This window comes from Rhodococcus sp. no. 34 (assembly GCF_054589475.1).
On the sequence record NZ_BAAILK010000047.1, the window covers coordinates 621,691 to 647,962 of the forward strand.

At 62.3% G+C, this 26,272-nt stretch carries 26 protein-coding genes; 15 read left to right on the forward strand and 11 right to left on the reverse strand.

Translation table 11 applies throughout. From position 1 onward, the window contains the following. The first annotated feature begins 94 nt into the window (after positions 1-94). Genes ACYP01_RS28540 through ACYP01_RS28550 form a run of 3 tightly spaced genes read left to right on the forward strand, consistent with a single transcriptional unit; the run spans position 95 to position 1,723 of the window. Complete coding sequence (locus tag ACYP01_RS28540; protein WP_003942494.1) at positions 95-790, forward strand: TetR/AcrR family transcriptional regulator; 696 nt, start codon at positions 95-97, stop codon at positions 788-790. Between the two features lie 53 nt (positions 791-843). Then, positions 844-1,449: a YqgE/AlgH family protein gene (locus ACYP01_RS28545; RefSeq protein ID WP_003942572.1), complete on the forward strand. Its 606-nt coding sequence runs from the start codon at positions 844-846 to the stop codon at positions 1,447-1,449. 55 nt (positions 1,450-1,504) lie between these two features. Next, a complete protein-coding gene (locus tag ACYP01_RS28550; RefSeq protein WP_047272705.1) occupies positions 1,505-1,723 on the forward strand; it encodes a hypothetical protein in 219 nt (72 codons plus the stop codon). Here the strand turns inward: ACYP01_RS28550 and ACYP01_RS28555 are convergent. Together ACYP01_RS28555 and ACYP01_RS28560 are read right to left on the reverse strand one after the other, a co-directional pair. Then, a complete protein-coding gene (locus ACYP01_RS28555; protein WP_003942582.1) occupies positions 1,716-2,696 on the reverse strand; it encodes a bile acid:sodium symporter family protein in 981 nt (326 codons plus the stop codon). The two genes, ACYP01_RS28550 and ACYP01_RS28555, sit on opposite strands and share 8 nt — an antisense overlap. A 4-nt stretch (positions 2,697-2,700) precedes the next feature. Further along, entirely contained in the window at positions 2,701-3,870 is a 1,170-nt protein-coding gene (locus ACYP01_RS28560; protein ID WP_459683394.1) for an MFS transporter, read from the reverse strand. Positions 3,871-4,032: 162 nt separating this feature from the next. Here ACYP01_RS28560 and ACYP01_RS28565 point away from each other — a divergent pair, with 162 nt between their 5' ends. Next, complete coding sequence (locus ACYP01_RS28565) at positions 4,033-4,728, forward strand: FadR/GntR family transcriptional regulator (RefSeq protein WP_314675438.1); 696 nt, start codon at positions 4,033-4,035, stop codon at positions 4,726-4,728. Here ACYP01_RS28565 and ACYP01_RS28570 read toward each other — a convergent pair. Next, a complete protein-coding gene (locus ACYP01_RS28570) occupies positions 4,697-5,656 on the reverse strand; it encodes a DUF1648 domain-containing protein (RefSeq protein ID WP_459683396.1) in 960 nt (319 codons plus the stop codon). The two genes, ACYP01_RS28565 and ACYP01_RS28570, sit on opposite strands and share 32 nt — an antisense overlap. A 5-nt stretch (positions 5,657-5,661) precedes the next feature. Then, positions 5,662-6,156: an SdpI family protein gene (locus tag ACYP01_RS28575; protein ID WP_003942484.1), complete on the reverse strand. Its 495-nt coding sequence runs from the start codon at positions 6,154-6,156 to the stop codon at positions 5,662-5,664. A gap of 101 nt (positions 6,157-6,257) precedes the next feature. Between ACYP01_RS28575 and leuS the strand changes: the two genes are divergently transcribed. The 3 genes from leuS to ACYP01_RS28590 all read left to right on the forward strand — a co-directional run bounded on the left by leuS (position 6,258) and on the right by ACYP01_RS28590 (position 12,577). Then, on the forward strand, positions 6,258-9,104 hold the full coding sequence (leuS, locus tag ACYP01_RS28580; RefSeq protein ID WP_021332602.1) for a leucine--tRNA ligase: 2,847 nt from the start codon (positions 6,258-6,260) through the stop codon (positions 9,102-9,104). A 1,108-nt stretch (positions 9,105-10,212) separates the two neighbouring features. After that, a complete protein-coding gene (locus ACYP01_RS28585) occupies positions 10,213-10,920 on the forward strand; it encodes a DedA family protein (protein WP_223304400.1) in 708 nt (235 codons plus the stop codon). 151 nt (positions 10,921-11,071) lie between these two features. Beyond that, the gene (locus ACYP01_RS28590; RefSeq protein WP_058037563.1) at positions 11,072-12,577 is read left to right on the forward strand and encodes an MFS transporter; all 1,506 of its coding nucleotides are present in this window, start codon (positions 11,072-11,074) and stop codon (positions 12,575-12,577) included. A 66-nt stretch (positions 12,578-12,643) separates the two neighbouring features. Here the strand turns inward: ACYP01_RS28590 and ACYP01_RS28595 are convergent, their stop codons facing one another. Genes ACYP01_RS28595 through ACYP01_RS28615 form a run of 5 tightly spaced genes read right to left on the reverse strand, consistent with a single transcriptional unit; the run spans position 12,644 to position 17,612 of the window. Next, positions 12,644-13,162 carry a hypothetical protein gene (locus ACYP01_RS28595; RefSeq protein ID WP_007729094.1) on the reverse strand — a complete coding sequence of 173 codons (519 nt, stop codon included), beginning with the start codon at positions 13,160-13,162 and terminating at the stop codon, positions 12,644-12,646. A gap of 18 nt (positions 13,163-13,180) precedes the next feature. Beyond that, entirely contained in the window at positions 13,181-14,644 is a 1,464-nt protein-coding gene (locus tag ACYP01_RS28600) for an aldehyde dehydrogenase family protein (protein WP_459683400.1), read from the reverse strand. Positions 14,645-14,675: 31 nt separating this feature from the next. After that, entirely contained in the window at positions 14,676-16,052 is a 1,377-nt protein-coding gene (locus tag ACYP01_RS28605) for a glutamine synthetase family protein (protein ID WP_459683402.1), read from the reverse strand. Continuing rightward, positions 16,049-16,822 carry an SDR family NAD(P)-dependent oxidoreductase gene (locus tag ACYP01_RS28610; RefSeq protein WP_021332597.1) on the reverse strand — a complete coding sequence of 258 codons (774 nt, stop codon included), beginning with the start codon at positions 16,820-16,822 and terminating at the stop codon, positions 16,049-16,051. Before ACYP01_RS28610 ends, ACYP01_RS28605 begins: the two co-directional genes overlap by 4 nt. Beyond that, entirely contained in the window at positions 16,806-17,612 is an 807-nt protein-coding gene (locus ACYP01_RS28615; RefSeq protein ID WP_225320216.1) for a gamma-glutamyl-gamma-aminobutyrate hydrolase family protein, read from the reverse strand. The genes ACYP01_RS28610 and ACYP01_RS28615 overlap by 17 nt, the downstream gene beginning before the upstream one ends. Before the next feature lie 215 nt (positions 17,613-17,827). Between ACYP01_RS28615 and ACYP01_RS28620 the strand changes: the two genes are divergently transcribed. The 8 genes from ACYP01_RS28620 to ACYP01_RS28655 all read left to right on the forward strand — a co-directional run bounded on the left by ACYP01_RS28620 (position 17,828) and on the right by ACYP01_RS28655 (position 25,107). Then, complete coding sequence (locus tag ACYP01_RS28620) at positions 17,828-18,550, forward strand: FadR/GntR family transcriptional regulator (protein ID WP_133728195.1); 723 nt, start codon at positions 17,828-17,830, stop codon at positions 18,548-18,550. Positions 18,551-18,648: 98 nt separating this feature from the next. Next, on the forward strand, positions 18,649-20,079 hold the full coding sequence (locus ACYP01_RS28625; protein WP_459683406.1) for an APC family permease: 1,431 nt from the start codon (positions 18,649-18,651) through the stop codon (positions 20,077-20,079). A 54-nt stretch (positions 20,080-20,133) separates the two neighbouring features. Beyond that, positions 20,134-20,814 carry a hypothetical protein gene (locus ACYP01_RS28630; protein WP_459683408.1) on the forward strand — a complete coding sequence of 227 codons (681 nt, stop codon included), beginning with the start codon at positions 20,134-20,136 and terminating at the stop codon, positions 20,812-20,814. Between the two features lie 65 nt (positions 20,815-20,879). Continuing rightward, positions 20,880-21,254 carry a nuclear transport factor 2 family protein gene (locus ACYP01_RS28635; protein ID WP_003942502.1) on the forward strand — a complete coding sequence of 125 codons (375 nt, stop codon included), beginning with the start codon at positions 20,880-20,882 and terminating at the stop codon, positions 21,252-21,254. 1 nt (position 21,255) lies between these two features. Continuing rightward, positions 21,256-22,212, forward strand: coding sequence for an alpha/beta fold hydrolase (locus ACYP01_RS28640; RefSeq protein ID WP_459683410.1), 957 nt, complete (start codon positions 21,256-21,258; stop codon positions 22,210-22,212). Between the two features lie 33 nt (positions 22,213-22,245). Continuing rightward, the gene (locus ACYP01_RS28645) at positions 22,246-23,202 is read left to right on the forward strand and encodes an SMP-30/gluconolactonase/LRE family protein (protein ID WP_118605317.1); all 957 of its coding nucleotides are present in this window, start codon (positions 22,246-22,248) and stop codon (positions 23,200-23,202) included. Between the two features lie 55 nt (positions 23,203-23,257). Continuing rightward, positions 23,258-24,316: a Dyp-type peroxidase gene (locus tag ACYP01_RS28650; protein ID WP_459683413.1), complete on the forward strand. Its 1,059-nt coding sequence runs from the start codon at positions 23,258-23,260 to the stop codon at positions 24,314-24,316. Then, entirely contained in the window at positions 24,313-25,107 is a 795-nt protein-coding gene (locus ACYP01_RS28655) for a family 1 encapsulin nanocompartment shell protein (protein ID WP_459683415.1), read from the forward strand. The genes ACYP01_RS28650 and ACYP01_RS28655 overlap by 4 nt, the downstream gene beginning before the upstream one ends. Here the strand turns inward: ACYP01_RS28655 and ACYP01_RS28660 are convergent. Continuing rightward, positions 25,096-25,422 carry a hypothetical protein gene (locus tag ACYP01_RS28660; RefSeq protein ID WP_459683417.1) on the reverse strand — a complete coding sequence of 109 codons (327 nt, stop codon included), beginning with the start codon at positions 25,420-25,422 and terminating at the stop codon, positions 25,096-25,098. The genes ACYP01_RS28655 and ACYP01_RS28660 overlap by 12 nt on opposite strands. Then, positions 25,419-26,243 (reverse strand): MbnB/TglH/ChrH family RiPP precursor modification enzyme, encoded by an 825-nt coding sequence (locus tag ACYP01_RS28665; protein WP_459683419.1) that lies wholly within the window; start codon positions 26,241-26,243, stop codon positions 25,419-25,421. Before ACYP01_RS28665 ends, ACYP01_RS28660 begins: the two co-directional genes overlap by 4 nt. Positions 26,244-26,272: the final 29 nt, after the last annotated feature.

Sequence of the window (26,272 nt, forward strand, 5' to 3'; positions counted from 1 at the left end):
TCTCGTTTTCAAGAATGCACCTGCACCCGAACGCTGTCAAGAGCAGTGCTCTCTTTTGTTGATGCTGCTCTCGGGAATGGGGCAAGATGGACTCATGGTTGGAACTCCCCGTGAGCGGGCGCGCGAACAGACGCTGCAGGACATCACCCGTATCGGACGCGAGCATCTTGCTGCCGTCGGCGCTGCCGCTTTGTCTCTGCGGGCCGTCGCGCGTGACCTGGGAGTCGTGTCCTCAGCGGTATACCGCTATGTCGCCAGTCGGGACGAACTGCTGACCTTGCTGGTGGTCGACGGGTACACGGAACTGGGCGCGGAAGTGGACGCCGCCGTGAATGCCGTTGCAGCAGAGGATTTTCGCGGACAGTTCATTGCTCTCGGGCGCGCCGTTCGCAGCTGGGCGATCCGGGAGCCGGCCCGCTACGGTCTGTTGTTCGGCAGCCCCGTCCCCGGCTACGACGCTCCGGGCGAGCAGACCACCGGCCCCGGCACCCTCGTCGTGACCCGGCTGATCGGGATCATCGACGCCGCCCATCGCGCGGGTTCACTGACGGTGCGAGAGGGTCCGGGCCTGAGTGACACGTTGGCAGCGGACCTCGAGGGAGTGCGGAATGAACTGGGTACCGACCTGCCGCCGGACGCCGCGGTGCGCGCAACTCTCGTCTGGGTATCGCTGTTCGGTTCGGTGAACTTCGAGGTGTTCGGGCAGTACGGAAGCGATACGTTCACCGACGCGAGCGAGATTTTCGAGCGGCATTTGGCACTACTTGCCGATGTGGCGGGTCTGACCTGAACACGCTTGTGTCTCGTTCCTCCGCGCGCAGTTGTCGGTGAGATGATGTCCTTGTGGCGCACGCAGAAGAACCCGAGGATCGAATGGCCTGGATAGAACCGGAGGTTCGTCCGGGCAGTTTGTTGGTGTCGTCGACCGATCTCACGGAACCCGCATTTCGCCGCACCGTCATCTACATGATCGAGCACAACGACGCCGGGAGCCTGGGCGTCGTCGTCAATCGGCCGAGTGAGACGGCCGTGCAGAACGTGTTGCCGCAGTGGTCACCGCTGACCGCGCATCCTTCGGCCCTGTACATCGGTGGACCAGTCAAGCGTGACTCGGCGCTTTGCCTGGGCATCGCTCGCAACGGTGCGCGGATCGACGGCGTCGCCGGCCTGCGGCGGGTGGACGGCAAGGTAGTCATGGTGGATCTGGACTCGGACCCGGAGGTCATTGCTCCTCTGGTCGAAGGGATCCGCATTTTTGCCGGCTACTCGGGTTGGACTCTGGGCCAGCTGGATTCGGAGCTCGAGCGTGAAGACTGGATGGTGATCAGCTCGCTGCCGTCGGATGTGCTGACGCCGCCCCGAGTCGATGTCTGGGCACGGGTGCTACGACGCCAGCCGCTACCCGTGGCGATGCTGGCCAGCCACCCCATCGAGGTGGAACGAAACTGACTTGTCGGAGGTCGATGATATTCCTGTGTCATCGTTTTCGAGAGAGGTGGCAGCAATGATCGCTGAGCGTCAGATCCAGTGCGCGGATTGTGTTTCGGATGTCGATCACTGCCACGATTCTTTGCTGCGGCATGCCGACGGATCACTCGAATGCACCGGCGTGAACTGCGTCGACCTGGCATCGGTCCGCCATGCGCTGTCCATCGATTGTGCTGAACTGCAGGGCGGTTGTGGCTGCGTCGACGCGACCCGAGGCGAGTTGCTCGCTAGCTGACGCTCACCGGATCCCGATTCGCGAAGCGTTGCGCCATCGCAGCACAGACGATCAGTTGGATCTGATGGAAGATCATCAGCGGCAACACGATCAGGCCGACGGGCTGGCCCGCGAACAGTACAGCCGCCATCGGTAGGCCCGTTGCCAAGGACTTCTTCGACCCGCAGAAGATGATGACGATCTGATCGGGAAGATCGAACCCGAGCTTGCGCCCCGCGAGAGTGGTCACGCCGAGAACCAGCGCGAGAATCAGGCAGCACACGATTGTGAGGATCACGATCTGCCAGATCGTGATGGTGCTCCAGATCCCCTCTTTCATGCTTTCGCTGAAGGCGGCGAAGACAACGAGGAGGATCGATCCGCGATCGACGTACTTGGTGGGTTCGGCGTACTTCTGCAGCCATCCGATCACCAGCGGGCGGATCAGCTGACCGACGATGAACGGGATCAGCAACTGCACGACGATGTCGAGGATCGACGAGAAGTCGACCGTCGCCTGGCCGGTGGTGTTCATCAGCAGAACCACCAGCAGCGGTGTGACGAAGACGCCGATCAGGTTGGAGAACGACGCACTGACGATCGCGCCCGCGACGTTCCCCTTGGCGATCGAGGTGAACGCGATCGAAGACTGAACCGTCGACGGCACCAGGCACATGTAGAGGATGCCGGTGTAGAGCTCGTCGCTGATCAGCGTCGGCGACAGGAATCGCAGTGCTAGGCCGATCAATGGGAACAGCACGAACGTCGCGGCGAGGACGACGGTGTGCAGTCGCCAGTGCTTGACGCCCTTCCAGGCTTCCTGCGGCGAGAGTCGCGCGCCGTAGAGCAGGAACAAGAAGCCGATGGCGATCTTGGTGGCCCAGTTCAGAATGCTCTCCGCGGTACCCGATACCGGGAACACACTTCCGAGCACGCCGGCGATGATGATGCCGAGGATGAACCCGTCGATGTAGAACCTACTGAGAAACTTCACCTGGCTAAGGATAACGGCGAGCTTCAGCGGGCTCTCGAGCCCCACGAAGGTTGAAGCCCATCACCGCCAGGCACAGCAGCGTCCCGATGATCGACAGCTCGATGATGGCCGTCTGCATTCCCTGGAGGGTGATGGCGATACCCGCGATGATCGACGGGATCGCCAGTCCCGCGTAGCTGACGGTGAAGAACGCGGCCAGAACTCCGCCGTGGCTCTCGCGGGCGTGGGTCCGGGCGGCGGCGTTGACGCGCTTCATGCCGCCGGCAAACGCCAGACCGTGCCCGGCGCCGACCACGACGGTGATGACGCCAAGCAGTGCCAGGCTCGGGACGAGGTCGACCACGAGGAGGCCGATCATTCCCAGAGCGAGGATTCCCAGGCCGGCGGTGACGGACGTGCGCGGGTCCATGCGGCTTCCGCCGAGTTGCGCGACCACCGAGCAGATCATCACCAGTGCGGCCGCCCCGCCGCCGAGTAGAAGGTTGTCGATGTTCAGCAGGCTGGTCATCCACGACGGGACCACCGACTGGAAGAGCCCGACCGCGCCCCACGACAGCGCGACGGCGAGCGAGCTGAGCCAGAAAGTCTCGCGAATGGCGGCGGGAACATGTGGCATCTGGAAGAACCGCTTCGGGCGTGTGACGTCCCCGATCCGCGGAAGTAGCAGCAGCACGATCAGTGCCGGGATGAACGCGACGAGGAAGATCAGATACGGCAACCGCAGCGGTTGTGGAAGGTACTGGGCGATTGCACCGGACACGAGTGGTCCGAGCGCACCGCCCAACGCGCCCGTCACCGTCGATACGAGCGCTGCACGTCGGTGATCGAACTTCGGTTCCTGCTCCACCAATGCGGCGCTGCCCGCCGCACTGGCCGCGCCCACCGCGATTCCCTGGGCAATCCGGCCGACGAACAACCACACCGTCGCGTCGGCAAATGCCAGAACGAGCGTGCCGACGACGCTCAGACCGAGTGCAGTAAGGAGCACGGTGCGTCGGCCGAGGGCGTCGGACAGCGGTCCGAAGAACAGCAATGCCGGAACGAGGCCGGCGACGTAGACGCCGTAGATCAGCGTCTGGATGGTGGGCGTGAATCCGAACTCGGTCCGGTACAGCCCGTAGACGGAGGTGGGCATGTTCGCGCCCAAGAGGATCACGGTGAGGACGTAGCCCACGCCGTAGAAGTGTCGATTGGTGCGGCGTGTGCGTTCTTCGGTGGCGACAGCTGTGGCGGACGTGGGAAGCCCCTCCTGAAGACAGAGTGCGAAAATACATGGGTCGTCCTACGTATCGTAGGTGAGTGGAATGATCGCCGCTAATGCTGTGAGGATGAGCTGATGACCGTTGTTCGCAAAGAGTCCGCGTACGAGCAATCCCTCGACTGGATGCGCGCGCAGATCTCCGACGGCGTCTGGACAGTGGGCAATCGTGTTCCGACCGAGCCGGAGCTGATGAGTGTTCTCGGCGTCGGCCGGAACACCGTGCGCGAAGCGATCAAGACATTGACCTCGACGGGAGTCCTGGAGATCCGTCGCGGATCAGGGACCTTCGTGCGCGCTCGGACCGACATCGGCGGACTGCTCGGCAAACACGCGTCCGTCGACGAGATGAAATACGTCTTCGAAGTGCGTCGTGCGCTCGAGATGGAAGCGGTCCGGTTGGCGTGTGAGCGTCGCAGCGACGACGACGTTCGGATACTTCGTGAACTGGCCGCCAAGCGTGATGTCCCAGCGGAGAACTTCGTCGACGTCGATCTCGCGTTTCACATTGCCGTTGTCGATGCCGCCCACAATCCCGTGCTGAAAGATCTGTTTGCCGGAATCCTCGAAACAGTTCGAGCCACCTACGAGGTGACCGAAGGGGTGCATCCGCCGTCGCTGACGTCTTCGCATCATCAGGGAGTTGCCGAAGCCATCGCCGAACGCGATGTCACCAAAGCCAGGGCTGCGGCGTGTGGGTATCTCGAGAAGACTCAGGAAGCGATCGGTTCAGGCTCGGCGGTTAGCGAGTCCGGGCGTCGGCCAATCGATTGAGTGACCCGGCGATGTCTTCGGCTTCGGGTGTCGTGATCGTGAGTCGGTCGCCACAAGCGAACGTGATGACCACCGCTGGTCCGGTGCGGGTGACGACGCCGTAGTTGCGACGACCCTTGGTCTTGAGTCCCCAGCCGCCGAAGTCCGCGAACGGTTTGATCTCCGCGATGTCAGCTCCGACAACTTCGTCGATGTCGTAGGTCATCGCAGCCATCCCCATGTTGATCACCCGGATCTCCCGTTCGTCGACGATCACCCGGAAGCGAACCAAGCTGACGACAAGCAGGCCGAGTGCCCCGAAGATGAACAGCGGCCAGAGTGACCGCGTCGCCAACGCCATGACGACTCCGGGCGACAGAGTGATCGCAGCGAGGATCACCGACCCCTTGGTGCTGAATCCGACGTCGTCGGAGATGGGGAGAGCGCAGCGGCTTCGCGGCAACCCGGCCGAGGGTTCGATCGTGGCAAGAGTGCGGACGCGGTAGTCACGCAGGAAGGAGGCGCCGATCCACCCCAGCACCCCGCCGACTGCAAAGCCGACACCGAGAGACCACAGCGGGAGTGACGTCGTGGACGGATCGGCGACATCGAGTTGGGTGTAGAGCAAAGCGAAGTTCACTGTCGTGATGAGCCCGACCACGCTCAGCCCGACAACCAACATGAAGCGACGCATCATCAGCATCGCGGGAGCAAGAGCAGCAATCGCACTGAGACCGCCACCGAAGAGCAGCGTCAGAAGTGCAATGGTCCAGGCGTTGGCCGACGGGGTGGAGAATCCGTCCGGCGAGGTGGTGGTCCAGTGAGTCGCGATCTGTTCCGGGAGGCGGGGCTCCCAAATTTTTGTCAGGACGAAGCCGAAGACCGCACACAACAGCGGAACGACTAGCCCGAATACGACCCCGGCCGGGTCGACCACGCGATGTTTCACGTGAATCAATGAGCCGGCTGGCAAGCATCCTTGAGCGCGCAGGCACCGCAGGAAGCGGTGCCGCAAGCGGCAGCGTTCGCCTTGGCCTCGGGGGTCTCCGCCACCGGCTCGTCGGCGGCAGGCTCGGAGTGTCCGCCGCAGTTGCAGTCGTTACCGCATCCGCTCTGCTGCGGGAGCGCGGCGGCTGCGCGGGTGCCGATGCCTCCACCGAAACCGGCAGTGAGGACGGCGACGACGACGGCGATGATCGCGACGGCAATGCCGAAGACTCCGCCGATGGTCAGTGCTGCGACTCCGCCGATGACCAACATTCCAGCGGCCGCGAGCATGGTCGGACCGGCCACCTTGTTGGCGAGGGCGAACGACTCCTCGCTCCGCAGGGAATCCTCGGTGCGGACACCGGCCCAGCGGTTGCGCGGGAGTTTGCCGATCAGTCCGGCGACAGCAACTCCACCGACGGCGACAGCGAGCACGAATAGCACCACAGCGACAACGATCACCCATACAGGATAGGCGCGAGTGGAGTTGATGGTATGCCCGGGTCGTGCAGGCTCTACCCTGGTTATCGGTATTTCCGTCAGCCAAGTAGATAGCGACCACAGTGACCGAGTCTCCGCAGTCCCCCGATTCACCAGCCGACGCAACTCCGCAGCACCGCTACACCGCGGAGCTCGCCGGCCAGATCGAGCAGCACTGGCAGGACCGCTGGAGTGAGGAAGGCACGTTCAACGCGCCCAATCCGGTCGGTCCGCTCTCCTCGCCCGACGGTGTTCCCGCCGACAAGCTCTTCGTGCAGGACATGTTCCCGTACCCCTCGGGTTCGGGCCTGCATGTCGGTCACCCGCTCGGATACATCGCTACGGACGTCTTCGCGCGCTTCCATCGCATGCAGGGCCGCAATGTCCTGCACACCCTCGGTTACGACGCCTTCGGTCTCCCGGCCGAGCAGTACGCCGTGCAGACGGGTACCCACCCACGGACCACCACCGAGTCCAACATCGCCAACATGAAGCGCCAGCTGCGACGCCTGGGTCTGGGCCACGACGAGCGTCGTAGTCTCGCGACGACGGATGTCGACTTCTACCACTGGACGCAGTGGATCTTCCTGCAGATCCATGGCGCCTGGTACGACAAGGAAGCCGGCAAGGCGCGTCGTATCTCCGAGTTGGAAGCCGAGTTCGATTCCGGTGAGCGCGCTCTGGAAGACGGACGCGAGTGGGCTTCGTTGGACGTGGCCGCGAAGGCCAAGGTTCTGGACTCGTACCGCCTTGTCTACCAGTCGGATTCGATGGTCAACTGGTGCCCCGGTTTGGGTACCGTCCTGGCCAACGAGGAAGTCACCGCCGACGGTCGTAGTGACCGCGGAAACTTCCCAGTCTTCCGTAAGCATCTCCAGCAGTGGATGATGCGCATCACCGCGTACTCCGATCGCCTGGTCGACGACCTCGAGTACCTGGATTGGCCGGACAAGGTCAAGGCCATGCAGCGCAACTGGATCGGACGCTCGTACGGTGCCGAAGTTACCTTTGCGGCAGGCGAGTACGGCGTCGATGTGTTCACTACCCGTCCGGACACGCTGTTCGGCGCCACCTACGTGACGCTGGCTCCTGAGCACGACTTGGTGGACAAGCTCGTCGCGGACGAGTGGCCCGAAGGTGTCGACGCGCGCTGGACTGGCGGTGCCACGACTCCAGCGGAAGCTGTTGCTGCATACCGTAAGTCGATTGCCGCCAAGACCGACCTGGAGCGCCAGGAAAACAAGGAGAAGACGGGCGTCTTCCTCGGTTCCTACGCCGTCAATCCGGTCAACGGACACAAGGTTCCGATCTTCATCGCCGACTACGTTCTGACGGGTTACGGCACCGGTGCGATCATGGCAGTTCCGGGACACGATCACCGTGACTGGGAGTTCGCGAACGCGTTCGGTCTGGATATTCTCGAAGTTATTGCCGGTGGCAATGTTTCGGAGGCTGCGTACTCCGGTGACGGCCCGCTGGTGAACTCCGACTACCTCGACGGGCTGGACGTTGCCGAGGCCAAGGCGACCGTCATCAGTCGCCTCGAGGAGAGCGGCCAGGGCAAGGGCACCATCCAGTACAAGCTGCGCGACTGGCTTTTCGCGCGTCAGCGTTACTGGGGCGAGCCCTTCCCGATCGTCTACGACGCGGACGGCAACGCACACGCTCTGCCGGATTCGGCTCTGCCCGTGGTGCTTCCGGAGGTCGAGGACTACGCACCCGTGTCCTTCGATCCGGACGACGCCAACTCCGAGCCCTCTCCCCCGCTGAACAAGGCGACCGACTGGGTCAACGTCGAGCTCGATCTCGGTGACGGTCTGCAGACCTACCACCGCGACACCAACGTCATGCCGCAGTGGGCAGGTAGCTCGTGGTACCAGCTGCGCTACATCGACCCCACCAACCAGGACGCCTTCTGCGACCCGCAGAACGAGGCGTACTGGACGGGCCCGCGTCCGGAACTGCACGGCCCCAACGATCCCGGTGGAGTCGACCTGTACGTCGGCGGCGTCGAGCACGCAGTGCTGCACCTGCTGTACTCGCGCTTCTGGCACAAGGTTCTGTTCGACCTGGGCTACGTGTCCTCGAGCGAGCCGTACCGCCGCCTGTACAACCAGGGCTACATCCAGGCATTCGCGTACACCGATGCCCGCGGCGTCTACGTGCCGGCAGAGGAGGTCGTCGAGCGTGACGGCAAGTTCTTCTACGAAGGCGCCGAGGTCAACCGCGAGTACGGCAAGATGGGCAAGAGCCTGAAGAATGCCGTTGCGCCGGACGAGATCTGCGCCGAGTTCGGTGCAGACACTCTGCGTGTGTACGAGATGTCGATGGGTCCGCTGGACACCTCGCGTCCGTGGGCTACCAAGGACGTCGTCGGTGCTGCGCGATTCCTGCAGCGAGTGTGGCGCGTCGTCATCGACGAGGAGACCGGCAAGCCCCGTGTCACCGACGAAGCTCCTGGTGAAGAGACTTTGCGTGCGCTCAACAAGGCGATTTCCGGTGTCATCGAGGATTACACGGCGCTGCGCGACAACACGGCCGCCGCGAAGCTGATCGAGTACAACAACCACCTCACCAAGGCGTTCCCGGGCGGTGCGCCGCGTGCTGCTGTCGAGCCGCTGGTGCTGATGCTCGCTCCCCTGGCGCCGCACCTCGCGGAAGAGCTGTGGTCGCGTCTGGGTCACACGGAATCCCTTGCGCACGGACCCTTCCCGGCAGTCGAGGAGAAGTGGCTCGTCGAGGATACCGTCGAGTACCCGATCCAGGTCAACGGCAAGGTTCGTAGCCGCATCAGCGTCCCGGCGGATGCCGATCGCAAGGCTGTCGAAGAGATTGCGCTGGCCGACGAGAAGATCGTCGCTCTGCTCGAGGGCAACGCACCCCGCAAGGTGATCGTTGTGCCGGGCAAGATGGTCAACATAGTTCTGTAGGGCCTTCGGCCCCTGTGCGCCGTTTTGGTAGTTACCGCTACCGAAACGGCGCACAGTCGTATCTGGGTGCGTATCTGGGCGCCACAGATGTGCTGCCAGTCTTCACAGGCGTCGTGGGTGATCGCCCGGATCGAATCTCCGATCCAGTTTCCGATTCAAGCTGCGATCTTCGAACAATCTGAATACTCCACTTGGAGAACGAGTGTCATCGCTTCGCGGCACGCGAACACCACCTCACTTCGATCTGTTCGAGCAGGGGAGCGCCGGGTATTACGGAGTCACTATTGATGAATTATTTTGTGACCCTTAGGCGATGCCCTGAGAGAGTGTTTCAATCCCTTAGGTATCGGCCCTTAGGGGCAAGCCCCGAGCGAATCGTGTGAATTTCAACCCCAGGGGACGATGTGGGCGCGGCTCGTTCTGAGGATTGTTGACGCGATGACATCGAACCAGAACATAGGTTGGCAATTCACTAAAGCTGTTCTCCGGAAGCCGTTTACCATGGGCGCGGTCGCGCCGAGTTCTCCCTCCGTCGCAGCGGAACTGGCGGCGGTCGTACCAGCGGTCGGCGCGCCTGTGATCGTCGAGTTGGGTCCGGGGACAGGTTCTGTCTCGGACGCCATCTCCTCACGAATACCGAGGAGCGGCCGTCATATCGCGGTCGAGGTTGATCGTGAACTGGTGAGGCATCTGTGTCGGACGAGGCCAAGCATCGAGGCGATTTGGGGCGACGCCTGTGATCTGATCGCCCTGTTGAAATCCGCTGGAGTAGAACGCGTTGACGCAATCGTCTGTGCGCTCCCGTGGTCGCTCATCGATCTCGGAAAGCAGTGTCTGATTCTGGATCAAATTGCGACCCTGCTCACGGATGGCGGGCAGGCGAGCCTTCTCGCTTACCCCCACGCGCGCTGGCTACCGAGAGCCCAGGGATTCCGAATTGCACTGAACGAAAAGTTCACCGACGTCTCGTGTGGACCGGTTATTTGGCGTAACGCACCGCCGGCGGTTGTGTACCGATGTGGGCAGCCGATGACTCGTGCGAATTTCTGCTGACCTCTTGACCGGGCTGCCCCCGGTTTGGTTGCTCGCGGCGGGTGGGATGCTGATCATGGCGGAAGTGGGCACGTTGGTCGGGATCATTCTTCCTGGTGTGACGGCGGTCCTTGCTTTCGGGTATCTCGGAAGCACGGGTGCCGTTCACCCAGTCGCAGCGTGTCTTGTCGCGATCGCCGGTGAAATTGCCGGAGGGCATATTGCCTACGTGCGAGGCCGACGTGCTCGCCGGTTCAGGAGAGTGAGTCCACTCGCGGGAACGGGAGCCCGTGGGGCCGACCGGTCGCGGGCATGGTCGCGGTTGATGGAACTCTCTCAATCGATGGAGTTACGGGCTCTGAGCCTGGTGGAACGGCATGGCGCTGCAGCGATTGTTCTGTGTCAGTGGATGGCTGGAGTCCGGACCGTAACACCGCGTCTGGTGGGATCCGTCGGGACGAGCTATCGGAGGTTTGCCGTTGCGCAAGTGCCGTCTGCGATGGCCTGGGTGTGCACGTGGATGTCAGTCGGGGCAGTAGCTGGAGCGGCGTACGAGCGCGTAGCTGCAGGAGTGGGGGTAGTCGGACTGCTGGCGCTGGCGTTGACATTTCTGTCTGTGGTGGTGTGGGCAAGCGTGAGTCACTGCTTTTCAGCCCGGGTTAATCGCGCGTCGACTCCGCAGAGTAGTTGCCTTTGCTCACAATCGAACCGCCGCAGTCCTTTTGGTGCACCGTCGCCAATCAGTCGTTGTCCTGATTGTCCCGCTCCGCGGAACATTCTGTAGCGCGCGGTCGACGCGAGGGCTGTGATGCAGGTAACACGTTACCGAGATCGGTAGCTGTCGTTCCATTGCACTTCCCGGCTAGGCCCCCGTCGACGGTATTCGACAGAGGGTCAATCGAATTCGTAGGTGTTCCCGAAAGGATCTTCCAGCCATGGCGTCTCATGTCCACAGCGACGGTTCGTCTCCCAGTTTGCCCGAACCGACATCGATACCGGAGCGGTGGACTCCGCGACTGGTGTTCTCCCTGGCGTCGATTGTTCTACTTCTCGAGATGCTCGCAGTGAGCTACATGATGATCTCCACTGCTCTCCCTGCGATCTCGGTGCACTATCAAACGACGCAGGGAGCTTGGCTGCTCACGTCGTTCTTGCTGCTGGGGGCGGTCGCGTCTCCTCTGCTCGGCAAGCTCGCCGACATGTACGGCAAACGAAAAGTCCTGCTCTTGGCTGTCGCCGGCGCGGCGGTCGGATCCTTCATTTCGGCGATAGCGCCGAGCTACGCGATCCTGATTCTGGGCCGGTCGCTGACGGGTCTGCTGGTTCCCTGCCTGTTCCTGAGTTACTCCCTCATTCGAGATGTTTTTCCGCCGAAAACTGTTGCCTTGGCCGTCAGTATCGCGACTTCCGGTATGGGTTTGATTGCGATCCCGGCGCCGTTCCTCACCGGTTGGTTGATCGACAACCACGGGTTCCGGAGCATCTTCTGGTTCTTTGTCGTCGGGCTGGTTCTCCTCGGCGGCATGATCTTCGCTTCGACGGCGGAATCGACTGTCCGACTTCGCTCTTCGCTGGACCTGATCGGTGCGGTACTGCTCGGGTCGGGCATCGCCGGAATTCTGATCGGCGTCAGCTTCGGACCGACCTGGGGCTGGAAGAACGGTTCGACACTGGCCTACCTGATCGGCGGCGTCGCACTGTTGGTGGCTTGGGTTGCCTCTGCCCGAGCCATCCGCGAGCCCTTGATCGACCTGCGCTACTTCGGCAAGCGTTCGGTGATGCTCACCGCCGTCGGTGCCGGGTTCTGCTACGGCGCGTCGGGAGTCTTCACGATCTTGCTGCCGATGATGGTGATGACCCCAGCAGTTCTCGGCCTGGGATACGGATTCGGCGTGACGGCAGAGGGATTCGCGATCTTCCAGGCGCCCCTTGGCGGCATGGTGGTGGTCGGTGGTTTGATCGTGGGCTTCCTCGTGGGGCGCAACATCCGGCCCCGTCTGCTGATGATCATCGGAATGATCCTCATGGCAGTCGGATTCACGTTGACGGCCACCATTCACGACAACAAGCCTCTGCTCATCATCTTTGCCGGAATCTTCGGTGTCGGTATGGGTATGGGCTACGCCTCCATCCCGAACCTGCTCATCGAGGCAGTGCCGCCGCAGTTGCAGGCAACCACGGCGAGCATGGTTGCGGTCTTCCAGAGCATCTTCCCCGCAGTGCTTCCCGTCATCGCCTTCACGGTCTTGAACTCGCACATCGCGATGGCGATGGAGGGCGCTGTCTTCTACACCGACGAGGGCATGCGTATCGCGTTCCTGATCGGTGCTGCTGCAGCAGTTCTCGGCGCGATCGCAGCCGTGTTCCTGCCGCGAAACATCGTCCAGATCGGCGCAGAAGACGGTGTGCAGCAGGAGACGTCCCTCCTCCCTGCTCACTGATCACACGATGATGTGCGGCTACTGGCCAACGTCCGTAGCCGCACATCGCCGTGGTGCACTTCGACGTCATGCAAGATGAATCTCCTGCAGCGAGATCTCACCCCGCAGCGGACGCTCTGCGACCTGTGCCAGATCAGATACGAATGTGTCCGCGATCGATCGGGTGGTGGTGAGTTGTACCGACAGAACATTGTTCGCTTGACTGCACACAGTTGCGCCGTGCCGGTACGCCACCAGCGCCACTGGATCGACGCGTTGGAAAGTCGCGGTGACGTGTAGGCCGACCTGTGGTGTCACCGGAACGAACGGGCCGTGGTCCGTCTTGATGCGAACTATCCCGATGATCTTGTTGAGACGCTTGATCAACATGGCGTCGGAGATCGTTGCCGGGCAACGGTACGCGATCGACATTCCGGTGACTCCCGGCGATGTCACGGACACCCACGTAGACAGGCTGACGACCTCGACGCCGAGCTTCCACCCCAGCGACGAAATACGTGCGAGAACCGCCGCGGTATCGTGGCATTCGACCACCATGGTGCCCACCCGACTCGTATCGGTGCCCACCCGAGCCGCTTCACCCATTTCCTCGACCTCCTCCGCCTAGAGAGGAAGTCCGGGCGCATCGACCCCGATGATTCTCGATCCCCGGAAGAAGTCGAGAAGCTCTGCGTCGCCGTGTGCGCCGATACCGCTTCCGCCCCAGAAACTCTGGGTCGAGTGGTCGTCTAGGTCCAGGAGGCTGGTGCTGTTGATCTTGTTCTCACCGCAATCGATTCGGGTCGCAAGTTCACGAGCGGCGTCGACGTCGGCGCCGAACACGTATCCGGCCAGGCCGGTATCGAGAGCGTTGGCCTCAAGCAGAGCTTCCTCGTCGGTTGATGCTCGGTGCACCGTCAGGATCGGCCCGAAGGTCTCCGATTTGGTCTGCTCCGACGAGATTCCGTGCACCACTGTCGGTGGGAAGAACCATCCGGAATCGTCAGGCACGGGGGTGCTCGAGACGGCCGTGCCGCCCACGCCACGGAGGAACTCGACGGTATCCCGCATCCGTTGGAGTTGAGGCTCGTTCGCCTGCGGACCCATCGTGGTGTTGGCGTCATCGGTTCGGCCGAGTGCGATTTCGGCCGTGCGGTCGAGTATTGCGTCGACAAGCCGGTCGTGAAGGTGCGGCGGCACGAAGACGCTTCCCGGACTCTCACACCATTGCCCGTTGAGTTTGGTGAACCCGTCGACGAGTGCGGTGGCAGTCAGATCGATGTCGGCGTCGGCGCGGATGATCACGGGGTTGTTGCTGCCGAGCTCGAGTTGAAGAGCCTTGAAATCGGTAGAAGCTGCAGCGGCGATGGAACTACCGGCTGCTCGGCCGCCGGTGAACGCCAGTGCTCGGATTCGTCGATCGGAGGCCAGTAGATGCCCGACGTCCCCGCCTCCGTGAACGAGTTGAAACAGAGCTTTCGGCGCGTCGACTTCGGCGATGGCACGTGAGATCGCCTCGGCAAGCACGTTGGGACCCGACGGTGCCCAGTTGGAGGGCTTGGCGATGACCGGAGCACCTGCGGCCAAAGCGAATGCAGTCTTCTTGGCGGTGATGAAGCTCGGTGCGTTCCACGGTGCGATCACAGCGGTCGGGCCCCACGCCAGCCGATGTAAATGTGCACCTGACGCCAGCTGCTCGAACCCGGAGGAGTTCTTCAGATGCGTTGCAGCACTGCGGAACAGATCGGGAAGTCCGCCAGCGAAAAGTGTGCTGATCGAAAGCGGAAGGCCGTTGTTCTTGGAGTCCTCACGAGCGATCGCCGCAGTCCGTTCTTCGACAAGTTCAGCCGTTCTCTCGAGTAGGCGCACCCGGTCGGCGACCGATCGACGGGTCCAGACACCCGATCGGTGAAGTTCTGTCGCGGCGGTGATCGCCCTCTCCACCTGTTCGGTGGAGGACGAGAGTTGGGCTTGCAGTTTCTCTCCGGTGTCGGGATCGGTGAGAAATTCGCCGAGGTCGATAGCCGGTGTTTCGACGTTTCCGTCGATCGTGTTGTTCTGGGGCACGAGTGAGCATGAAGTGGTCATGACTGTCCTTCGTGGCGAAATCGTTTGTAGGTCAGATGTTGTCGAGGTAGCGTTCGCGTTCCCAGTCGGTGACCGCGGACATGAAGGAATCCCATTCGTCCTTGGCGACCGCCGCATAGTGCGATACGACCTCGGCGCCGAACGCCGCGAGTGCGAACTCACTGGCCTCGAGCGCACGCGCCGCTTCGTCCAGTGTGCCGGGCAGCGGTTGTTGCTTCACCTTCTCGAGTGTGTCTGTGTCGCTGTACCCGTCGCGTCGTACCGGTGCGCCGGGATCGAGCTTTCGTGTCAGACCGTCGTTCATCGACGCCAGAACGGCGGCGAGTGCGAGATACGGATTTGCGTCCGCCCCTGGCAGTCTCATTTCGAGACGGTTGGCGGACGGTGCACCGGTGATGAGTCGGCAGGTGGTAGTCCTGTTGTCGAAACCCCAGGTCAAGCCGTTCCCCGAGAAATCGTGGCTGGCTCTGGTGCGGCGCATCGAGTTGATGGTCGGCGTGTAGAACAGCATGAGTTCCGGGCAGTGCTCGAGAACTCCGCCGACGGCGTGCAGCAGCTCGGCGCTCGCGGTGTTTTCTGCGCTTTCGTCGTGGAATGGGAAGGTGTCGTCGCTCCGCATGGACGCGTGAATATGACACGACGAGCCCATGCCGTCGGTGCTCGGACGTGCCATGAAGGTAGCAGTGAGCCCTTCTGCCGCAGCGACGTCGTGGACGACCTGCTTGAATAGCACATGGCGGTCGGCCATCTCGAGGGCGGTTCCGTATTCGAGGTTGATCTCCCACTGGCCCAGGCCGTATTCGACCTGAGAGACCTCCACGGGAATCGCGCTCTCCTCCAACGCGGTTCGTACCTTGCGGAAGAAAGGTTCCATCGCGTTGCCGGCGGTGATGGTGTAATCCGAGGGCACCAGGGTGGTGGGTTCGAGATCCCGATAGCCGCTGCGCCGCAATGCGTCGGGGGTACCTCGGTAGAGGTGGAACTCGAGTTCCGTTGCCGCGTAGACGGTGTGGCCGTCAGCTTCGAGCTTGTCGATCTGTTTGCGCAGGATCGTGCGCGGTGCGATCGGGACCATCTCGCCGGTATGTTCGTCGACCGAGTCAGCGATGACGATGGCAGTGGACTCGAGCCACGACGCACGTCGAAGTGTCCCCAGATCGGGTCGCAGACGGAAGTCATGCCAGCCGGTGTGTCCGCCGGCGTAGTCGACAACGAGTTTGTCCATGCGTTGGCTGGCATCCCAGGCATACACACAGGTGCACACATGCAGGCCCTCGTCGATGTTCGCGAGGAAAATTCGCGTCGGGACTCGTTTGCCGATCAACCGTCCGTAGAGGTCGATACCGGCGATGAGGACGGTGTCGATGTCGGACTCGGCGAGCTCGGCCGTGGTGAGCCGGCCTTTCATCGGGCAAGCCATCCGCCGTCGACGGGCAGCTGGACTCCACTGATGTAGGAGGCGTCGTCGGAGAGCAGGAAGGAGACTGCAGCACCCATGTCCTCGGGGCGGCCGACGCGCGGCACCAGGAGCCTGGACTTCATGAAGTCGAGAACTTCGCCGGAGGAGACGTCGATGCCAGGCAGGAAGGCGGTGGGGACCGGCCCGGGGGCGATCGCGTTGACTCGTACGTTGTACCGCGAGAGTTCGACGGCCAGAGCCTTCGTCAGCATCTTCACTCCACCCTTCGACGCGTTGTAGTGGACCTGTGCGAAGCCCTGGGAGGACACGACCACGTCCGCTTCCACCGTCGACAAGTTCACCACAGCGCCGCTGTTGCCGTCGCGGAAGTACGGGGTGGCGATCTGCGTGACGATGAACATGCCCTTGAGATTGACGTCGAGGACGAGGTCCCACTCTTCGTCGGTGAGGTTCTCGAGAGAACTCATCGTGATCAGGCCGGCGTTGTTGACGAGGTAGTCGAAGCGTCCCCATTCGGCGACGGTGGCTTCGAAAGCGGCGCTCACGGCGGCGCGGTCGCGCACATCGGCCTCAAGGGCGAGCGCGGGTGTGCCGTACTGCGATTCGATAAGTGCGACGGTCTCCTTTGCACTTTCGATGTGAAGGTCCACGACCGCGACGCGGGCACCGTCGGAGGCGAGGCGCAGCGCGATGCCGCGGCCGATTCCGGAGCCTGCACCGGTGATCAGGGCAACCTTGTTCTCATGCGTACGTGACATTGTTGTCTTCCATTCTGTGATGATCGATCTGGTGAGAAGAATTGGTCCGACGGGAGGTTGCAGCGTCGACGAGCCACGAGAAGAGCGGGTCGATTTCGACGAAGAATTCGGGGTGCCACTGCACGCCCACCACGGGGCGATCGGCGGCCTGGATGGCTTCGGCGACGCCGTCGAGCGCGCGTCCGACGATCCGAAGCCCGCTCCCCGGGGTGTCCACGGCTTGGTGGTGAAGGCTGTTCACGTGAATGCTGTTGCCGTACAGACTGTATGGGATGGATCCGGATTCCAGGGCGACCTGTTGTGGTCGGTAGGAACGCGGATAGCCGAAGAAGCTGTGCGCCTCACCGGCGTCGGTCGGAAGGTCGGCAACCAGTGTGCCGCCGCGGGCGACGTTGACGACTTGGTGTCCTCGGCACACTCCCAGGATTGGCAGTCCGATTTCCCAGGCTGCATCGACCAGGGCGAACTCGAATTCGTCCCGAGCGGGGTCGATGGGTGACGAGTTGGGGCCGGGGGTGCGGCCGTATCGTCGGGGGTCCACGTCGGAACCACCGCTGAGGACGAGGGCGTCGAGATGCTCGACGATTCGGCGCGGATCACTGTGGATGCTCAGCAGGATCGGTTGACCACCGGCGGCGCGGATCTTCGACGGAAAATCGGTGAAGAACATTTCCATCAACGCGTCGCCGACGACGTTGGGTAGTGACGGCCCGCCGCGGTCGACGCGGCCGGTGACTCCGATCAGGGGCATGGCGGGGAGTGCCTCCGCCGTCATCGTGAATTGGGTCATAGGAGCGAGCATAGAACCATTGAATGGCTTTTCGCTAGGGTTTGGCTTGTAAAGTTGGAGTAACGGGTTCGAAGTGCCGCGCGCTGCTGTATCTATTGCTGCTGTATCTATTCAAGGACAGTTGCGAATGGCGCGTTCGATTTCGCAGCCCGTGACGAAGCGTACGAGGACGAAGCTGAAGAGTCGGTCCAGGCACCGAGTAGGGGGTACGAGACGTGCAGATCGACAAGCTGCCGGCCATCGAATTCATGGTCAGCGCACCGACGTTGGGGGAGGATATCGCTCGACGGTTGCGACTGCTCATTCACAGCGGAGCACTCAGTCCCGGTGACCGCCTCCCGTCCGAGCGTGAACTGTCTCAGCAACTCGAAGTCGGTCGAGTCAGTGTGCGAGAAGCCATCCGAATCCTTCAGGCAATGGGATACATCGAGGTGCGACGCGGTGCAACGGGTGGATCGTTCGTTTCGGAGTTGACCAGGCCTTATGAAGACTGGGTTGGGCAGTTGAAAGCGCGAGAAGCAGATATCGACGAAATCGTCGACCTCCGTATCGGGCTGGAAATGCGCACGGCAAGCTTAGCGGCGGTCCGGCGAACCGATGGTCATCTTCTCGAGTTGCTCGAATCCATTGAGCAATTGGGGGTTTCCGGGAGTCGGGGGTCGTTCCGGGCTTGCGACGCCAGGTTCCACGGCGGTATCGCCAGGGCGGCGGGAAACAGCAGGCTGGAGGCAGCTGTGGTCGAGGCTCGCGGCGAAATGTTTGTCCCCGTCGATCATCTCGTGTTCGAGGATCAGGTCGAGGCTTCGAGGGTGGAGCACAAGGAGATCTTCGACGCGATCAAACGAGGCGACAGTGCTCGTGCGGCCGAGGCGATGGAACGCCACATTCTGCACGCAAAAGACGAGCTCAAGCGGCTGGCGCTGCAGGAAGAAGGCTGACAAAAACCCGACGAACGGACGGCTCGTCCCGTTTTTCGCAAGTAAAAGTTTTGTGAATTGGGTCCCGAAGAGACTTCAATGGTTCTAACATCGCACGTATGACCCATACTTCCGTCAATGCTTCACGTGATGCATCCGGCGATGACCGAACTCTTCGAGGCTCGCTGGGTACCGGCTCGATAGTCCTCATGGTCGTTGCCGCAGCTGCTCCCCTGACTGTGATCAGTGGTCTTGTGCCGCTGGGTATTTCCGGTGGCAACGGTGCGGGCTTCCCCATGACCTTCGCCGTGACAACCGGTGTACTTCTGCTCTTCGCCGTCGGATTCACCGCGATGTCGCGTTACATCCCGGGAACCGGAGCGTTCTATCTCTACATCGGACATGGTCTCGGCCGTGGTGCCGGCGTCGGCAGTGCGATGTTGGCCCTCGTCAGTTACAGCACAGTGCAATTGGCCGTATACGGCTACCTCGGCCCGGCAATGAGTTCGTTGATCACCTCCTACGGTGGTCCGGAGGTGCCGTGGTGGATCTTCTCGCTCACCTCGTTGGCTCTGGTAGCCGTCCTCGGATTTCGTCATATCGAATTGTCGGGCAAGGTGCTCGGCATCCTGTTGATCGCAGAGGTCGGGATCGTAGTCGTACTCGACGCTTTCATCATCGCCGACGGTGGTCCGGAAGGCCCGTCGACAGCAATGTTCTCTCCGTCGGAAATATTCTCCGGATCCCCCGGCGTCGCATTGGTATTCGCGCTTGCCGGTTACATCGGGTTCGAGTCGACGGCGATCTTCCGTGACGAAGCGAAGGATCCCGCGCGGACTATCCCGCGAGCGACATACGCCGCCTTGATACTCATCGGCGGCTTCTACGCTCTCTCCAGTTGGGCGGTTGTGACAGCCTGGGGCGACAAGGGTGCAGTGGACATTGCGGGTACTGACCCCGACGGCATGCTGATCACCACTGCCACCGACTTTGCCGGAACGGTGACAGCACACCTGATTCAAATTCTGTTGGTGTCCAGTCTCTTTGCCGCAGTTCTGTCTCTCCACAATGTCTTGGCCAGATACATCTTCGTTCTGTCGAACACCGGCGTTCTGCCGGGCGCAGGTGGGCGGACGCACCGCGTGCATGGTTCGCCGCACATCGCGTCAGTGGTGCAATCCTGCTGTGCTCTGGTACTTCTCGGAGCTTGCATCGTCATCGGTCTGGATCCGGTGACACAGATCTTCGCGTGGTTCGCCGGCGTTGCAACGGTGGGGATCGTGGCTCTCATGTTGCTCACGTGCCTTGCGGTGCTCGTCTTCTTTCATCGTACGAAGGTCGATCAGCGATTCTGGCACACCAAACTTGCCCCGAGCTTGGGCCTTGTCGGGCTGATCGGATTCGCGATCGCCATTGCCGGAAACCTTCCGCTCCTACTGGGCGGCAACATTCTGGCCGTGGTGATGACCGGGGTGCTGGTGCTCGCGTTTGTCGGTGGATTCCTCTATGCGCGACGACGGAAGCAAGTGAGCTTCGAACTCCCGTCGTGAGAGGGCTTTCGGTGAAATGATGGGTGCACCCGCACTCGAGAAAGCAGGACTCCCATGACGTTCGCGGATCTGGACGGTGACGAACTGTGGAGTTACCTGACGGAGCGTTCAGGATTGCCCGGCCCGCGCGCGAACCTCGCGCTCATGCTCGAGTTCGCGCGCGGCGCCGATGACGACGACATCCTGCTGGCGGCGGAGTCCGAGGACGAATACATCCGCTGCTGTGGGATCGTCGGGCTCGGATTCATCCTTGTTCGCTCGCACGAGAGATCCGTTCTCCGCAGCTTGACGGAGGCGACCACCAGTGCGTCGTGGCGTGCACGTGAAGCTGCCGCGATGGCCGTTCAGGCGGTAGGTGACACGGATCCGGAATTGTTCCGGGCGATCATCGAGCAGTGGTCGCGGTCCGCCCATCCATTGACGCTGCGCGCAGCGGCTGCGGGGATCTGCGAGCCACGGTTGCTGAAGGACAAGACCAACGCTGCGCTGGCCGTTCAGGTGTGCCGAGACGCTACCGAGTGGATCGTCTCGCAACCGGCTGATTCCCGTCGTGACGCCGACACACGGACTCTCCGGCAGGCGCTCGGATACTGCTGGAGTGTCGCGGTTGCGGCGGATCCGGAGAATGCCCTGCCGGCATTCGTCTCCCTGGAGGCGTCGGACGACGCCGATGTCGTCTGGATCGTGCGGGAGAACCGGAAGAAGGCTCGGCTGCGCAAGGTGCTCGAAACCTGACCCGTGGATCAGAGTCGTAGGTTATCCTCAGAATTAGAACCTGTTCTAACTACGAGGGGTAGACCATGGCACCGTCCGCAGAGGTAATCCGCAAGACCGTCGACGCCTACATCGAGACCGTTGCGACGGGCACTGCTGCCCAGGTTGTGGCCCTGTACGCCGAGGGTGCAACGGTTGAAGACCCGGTTGGTACCGACGTGCGGACCACCCGCGAGTCCATCCTCGAGTTCTACTCCGTGATCGAGAATTTCGACCAGGAAGCTCACCTTCAGACCCTCCGCATCGCCGGAAACGAAGCGGCATTCCACTTCTCGTTGATCACCAAGCTCGGCGAGCAGACCCTGACCATCGCGCCCATCGACGTCATGACCTTCGACGACGACGGCAAGATCCTGTCGATGCGCGCATTCTGGAACCAGGAAGACATGATCACCGCCTGACATGACGGTCAAGACGATCGACGTCGACGGACTCTGTTGGCAGATCAACGATTCCGGTTCCGGGACAGCTGTGGTCATGTGCCACGGCTTTCCCGGCCTCGGATACAGCTATCGCCATCAGTCAGCAGCGTTGGCGGAAGCGGGTTTTCGGTCGATTGCACTCGACATGCCCGGTTACGGCGGCACTACCCGCCCCGACGCGATCGAGGACTACACCAACGACGCCGTCGCGAACCGACTGATCGACCTACTCGACGCTCTCGGAATCGACAAAGCGGTGTTCGTCGGACACGATTTCGGCGCTCCGGTCGCGTGGACGACAGCGCTTCGTCACCCCGATCGCGTTGCGGGACTGGTCTCCTTGGCGGTTCCCTATGCGCCGGACAGATTCCCGGCCAAGCCCTCCACGATCTACGCCGCCTTGGCGCGCAAGCACTTTCTGCACATTCACTATTTTCAGGAACCGGGTGTCGCGGAGCGCGAACTCGACGCCCGTCCACGTGAATTCCTACAGCGGCTCTTCCATGCCTTGTCCGGGGCTTACCGGTACCTCGATGTGTGGAAGAACCCCTCCGAAGGAAACGGCTATCTCGACGTACTTCCCGAGGCGCCGGCGTTGCCGTGGTCGTGGCTCACCGAGGATGATTTGGATGTCTATGTAAAGACCTTTACTGCAACAGGTTTCACCGGTGGCTTGAACTGGTACCGAGCGTATGACGCCAATTGGGAACGCAGCGCGGATCTGGACGGCGCGCACGTCGAGGTCCCGACGCTCTTCGTTGCGGGCGCGGAAGACCCGGTCATCGCGATGAGCGGTCCCAAGGCATTGGACCGCATGAAGGACACCGTCCCGGACCTGCGGGGTGTACATCTTCTCGGCGGTGCGGGGCACTTCGTACAACAAGAACGCGCTGTCGAGGTCAATGAACTTTTGATCTCTTTCCTTCGGAGTCTCTAGGCGAAATCGGACAGAGGGTCTAGCGTTGCGCAGATGCGCACCAGGATCTTCGATCGCGGTATTCGGGTAGGTATCACCGGTGCTCTTGTTGCCGGTTCGCTTCTGGCTCTGGGCGTGTCCGGTGCCGCGGCCGCTCCGCCCTGCCCTGGATCGTCGCCCGCCATACTCAGCGCCCAGATTCCGGGCGCGGCCCTCGAGGGTGTCACCGTGGACGGGCAAGGGCGCCTGTATACGACCGACCTGGTGAGTGGGCGGATCTTCCGCGTCGACGGGCCTGGTCAGGCCGCAGTTCCGATCGCTACGGTTCCCGGCGGTGCGGGCGCACTCGCGTGGAGCCCGGACGGTTCACTGCTGGTGGGAACCGGAGCAAACGCCGGCGTGCTGATCGGCGATCTGACGCGTGCTGCGTCGGTCGCGCGGGTGGACGTGAACTCGGGCGCCGTGACGCCGATAGCCGGTGGTCTGAGCGCTGCAAACGGCCTCGCCGTCGCGCACGACGGGACGATCTACGCCACCAACGATTTCGGTTCGCTGATCGGAAAGGTCAGCCCGAATGGTTCCGTCGACCCGGCGTGGGCAACCTTCCCGAGTGCAAACGGCGCTGCCCTGAGCGCCGATAATCGCTGGCTCTACGTCTCGCGCACGTTCGCAAACCCGGGTGTCAGCCGCATCTCCGTGGACAATCCGGGATATTCGGAGTCGTTGGTCGATCTCGGCGGTCTCGAAACCTTCTCTGCCCCAGATGGTTTGACCTTGGACTCGCGAGATCGCGCAATTGTTCCCACGGACATCAGTGGTGAGGTGTGGCGGATCGACGGACCCGGCCAGTACTGCTCGCTCACCAGCGGCCTGCAGGCGTCGAGTGTGTTGACCTACGGGCGTGGCAATTCCGGTTTCGCGGCCGGGCATCTCTACCGCGCCGGGTTCGACGGAAAGATCTTCGAGATTCCGGCCGGCTTCGACGCGGGCGCCCAGGCCGCAACACCCTGACGCGACTTACCCACTACTGATGCCGGGACTGCCGGAATCGTCCATACTGGTCTGCATGGCGGAAACGAGTGAGATCGACGAGGCCGAAGTGGCCCTTCCCGCGATATCGCAGCCGTTGCTGACCCCGCTCACGGAAGCTGCGATCTTCCTGGTTTTCACCATCGACGAGGGTGGTGAGCAGGCAGTTCACGACGTTCTGGCGGATATTTCCGGGCTGCAACGCTCGATCGGATTCCGGGTTCCCGCCGGTGGCTTGGCTGCCGTCGTCGGCATCGGTTCGGATGCGTGGGACCGACTTTTCGACGGTCCACGGCCGGCGGAATTGCATCCGTTCGTCGAGTTGACCGGTGACAAACACCACGCCCCGCGCACGCCGGGCGATCTGTTGTTTCACATCCGGGCCCGTCAGATGGACCTGTGCTTCGAGTTCGCCACGGTCGTGACCAACAGGTTGGCCGGGGCCGCGTCGGTGATCGACGAAGTCCACGGGTTCAAGTATTTCGAGCAACGCGACCTCATGGGTTTTGTCGACGGTACCGAGAACCCGTCCGGGCAGGCCGCTTACGTCGCGGTCACCGTCGGTGACGAGGATCCGGATTTCGCAGGCAGCAGTTACGTCATCGTCCAGAAGTACCTCCACGACATGTCGGAGTGGAACTCCCTGCCCGTCGAGGAGCAGGAGAACGTCATCGGACGCTCCAAGCTCGAAGATCTCGAGATGGACGACGACACCAAGCCGGCCAACTCCCACACCGCACTCACCGTCATCGAAGACGAATCCGGTGAGCAGATCCAGATTCTGCGCGACAACATGCCGTTCGGCCACGTCGGCTCCGCTGAGATGGGTACCTATTTCATCGGTTACTCGGCGTCGCCGACGGTCACCGAGCAGATGCTCACCAACATGTTCATCGGGAATCCCGTCGGCAATTACGACCGCATTCTCGATTTCTCCACCGCCGTCACCGGAATCAATTTCTTTGTTCCGACGGCGGACTTTCTCGACGATCCCCCGGACTTGCCGACCAGGCTCGTTCCCGAAGCGACGTTCACAGCGCCCATCTCTGACGGTTCTCTCGGAATCGGCAGCCTCAAAAGGAGTGCCCAGCAATGACAAACCTGCACCGCGACCTAGCACCCATTTCGGCAGCAGCCTGGGCCGAGATCGAAGAAGAGGCGAGCCGTACCTTCAAGCGTCACGTCGCCGGTCGTCGTGTCGTGGATGTGGAGGGACCGTCGGGTGACGATCTCGCGGCCATCCCACTCGGGCATCAGGTGCCGATCAATCCCTTGGCCGACGGCGTCATCGCACATGCTCGTCAGTCCCAGCCGGTCATCGAACTGCGGGTTCCGTTCACCATCAGCCGACAGGCTATCGACGACGTCGAGCGCGGCGCCAAGGACTCCGACTGGCAGCCCGTCAAGGACGCGGCCAAGCAGATCGCTTTCGCCGAGGACCGCGCCATCTTCGAGGGATACCCCGCAGCCAGCATTACCGGCGTGCGGGCGAGCGGTTCCAACCCGGAATTGAAGCTGCCCATCGATGCCAAGGATTACCCGGAGGCCATCAGCCAGGCGATCACGTCGCTGCGCCTGGCCGGTGTCAACGGACCGTACTCATTGCTCCTGAACGCCGACGCGTTCACCGCGATCAACGAGACCTCCGATCACGGCTACCCCATCCGCGAGCACCTGCGACGCGTTCTCGACGGCGAGATCATCTGGGCCCCGGCCATCGACGGCGCTTTCCTGCTGTCGACGCGTGGTGGTGACTACGAACTGCATCTGGGCCAGGACCTGTCCATCGGCTATCTCTCGCACGATGCGAACTCCGTCGAGCTGTACTTCCAGGAATCGATGACGTTCCTCATGTACACCAGCGAAGCTGTTGTCTCACTTGCGTGAGAGCTTTCGAAACCTCTGATACCAGGGCGGGCGAGGCAGTTCGCCGATGTCCTGAAGATGGGCGACAAAGGCCTGGGCATCCGCATGCGAAGACGACTTCGGCCGTCCGTCCGCCCACGCTGTGAACAACTGAAGATAACGATCGCCGAGAGTGTGGCGCACGACCGGAAGGTGGTGCGCCACTTCTCCGGCGCGCTTTCGGAGCAGTGCCGCCGAGACAACGGCGGCATCGTCTTTGTCGAAGCCTTCGGGTAGTTCGCCACCCGCCACCAGTGCGCGAATAAGCGCCTCTTGACGCTCACCGAGCGTGCTCATGTGCGTGACCAGTCGGTGCCCGCGGTTATGCGATCCAGACCAGCTGCGTCGGCGATGGCATCGAGCTCGTCGAGCAATTCCACTGCCGGCGGATAGTTGCCGTCTCGCTCGAGCATGATCGCGGGATGGTGACCGGCCGCGGTGAATTGCGCGAGTAGTTCCAGCACTGCTCCGGGTACCGGATCGGTGTGCGTGTCGTGGTATTTACCGTCGCCGAGACTGCCACCGGCGATGTGGCAGTAGGCGATTCGTTCGAGCGGCAACCGGCTCAGTTCGGTCCACGGATCACGCCCGCGATTGAGAGCGTTGGCGTAGACGTTCGCGATGTCGAGAACCAGCAGGGCTCCGGTGCGCTCGACGATCTCCGCGAGAAACTCCCCTTCGGTCAACTCGTCGTCCGGCCAGTCGAACAGGGCGGCAACGTTTTCGACGGCGAACGGCACCGGTAGACCGTCCTGAGTCCGGGTGATGTTGCGTACCAGGGCGTCGACGGCTTCGTAGGTGCGCGGAAGTGGGAGCAGGTGGCCGGCCTCGATGCCGCCTGCACGCACGAATGCGATGTGCTCGCTCGCCAAGGGAGCGCCCAGTAGCTGGGATGCACGCGCAAGGTGATCGATCCGTGCCTGATCTACCGCCTCGGCCCCGCCAAGTGAGAGCGAGATTCCGTGCGGGATCACCGGAACTCCGAGCGAGCCGAGGTGCGGCGGTATCTCGTTTCCGACGGATTCGGCAATGACTTCGCAGAATGCCAGGCCGTCGAGTTGCGCGATGATTCCGGAGACCTCGGGGCGCCAACCGATTCCCAGGCCGTGCAGGGTCATTCGAGTCACCTCCCGTGTGCAACTGCTAA